This is a genomic window from Pseudoalteromonas sp. HM-SA03, from assembly GCF_002289345.1.
Taxonomy (GTDB): Bacteria; Pseudomonadota; Gammaproteobacteria; order Enterobacterales; family Alteromonadaceae; genus Pseudoalteromonas.
Genome location: NZ_NSDG01000195.1, coordinates 1 through 1002 on the forward strand (window position 1 = coordinate 1; position 1002 = coordinate 1002).

At 38.1% G+C, this 1002-nt stretch carries 1 protein-coding gene; it reads right to left on the minus strand.

Features of this window, described 5'->3' with window-relative positions; all coding sequences use genetic code 11:
• Positions 1 to 797, minus strand: a 797-nt coding sequence (locus CKO50_RS23285) for a hypothetical protein (protein WP_141240188.1), incomplete at its 3' end; no start/stop codon positions are given.
• Positions 798 to 1002: the final 205 nt, after the last annotated feature.

Below are 1002 nucleotides of genomic sequence, written 5' to 3' on the forward strand. Positions count from 1 at the left end.
GGTGCTTCATTACCGACGATCCAAATAGACATACACCTAACTTCTCCATGTAAGGAGTACATCAATAGCTGACCAATTGCATGTTTGATATCTTCTTTAGACGTTTTCAAGTGCTTGACTTCAACAATGCTATTTAGTGTGTTGTCACTATTGAATAACATAATGTCAGGTTTAATTTTTTGGCCACAATAATCAATAGACCGCTGCTGTTCTGATATTAAACATTTCGAAAACGCTTGATGTTTCAGCCACAACACAAACTTTCTTTCAAGCTCCTTTTCTTTCCAATGGATTATTGATGCTTCTCTAGCCTTCGCTATTGATGCATAAAAAGAATAGACTTGTTTGTTTATACTTATCGCTGGCGGTGTTGCCTCATCAAAATCTGCCTGAAAAGCTGTAAAATCACAGTGGTCGAGTACCAGCTTTAACTGTTTATAAGATTCTGCATTGTTATCATCATTGCCAAAAACAATCTGATTCTTAAAACCACGCTGAGTCCGCTTTCCGATCCCTAAAAATCCATCAGGTAATTGCTCTTGTTCAATATAAATACGTACGACACACCTGTCCGCATAGCAATAAATTGTCAATCGATTTGGATCTGAAAACCCTCCGAATCGATAAATAGGTGAGTTCTTCTGATCGACCCAACCATGTGTGACACGCTTATCTTGGAACCGTTCAAAATATGCAAGCAACGATTTCAAGTTCCCCCAAGTGTTATTATTGATATTTAACCACTTTTCAATATTTGGCTTCTCACTTAGGTCTGGTGTGATAGGAGATTTTGGCAAAATCGTGTCCTTACTTTTCGATTTGAGGAAATGAGCGTACTAAAAAAAGATTCTCAAGAAAACTTCTCAGATTCAAATAGACAAGATTTCAATGAGCCAACAACAAATGTCGTTTCCTGAAAAAGCGGTAACGCTAAACCCAAAACCTTTTACAGTCCTCGCATTGATACCCACCATTACCTGTTGGGTGTCCATCACCACCACA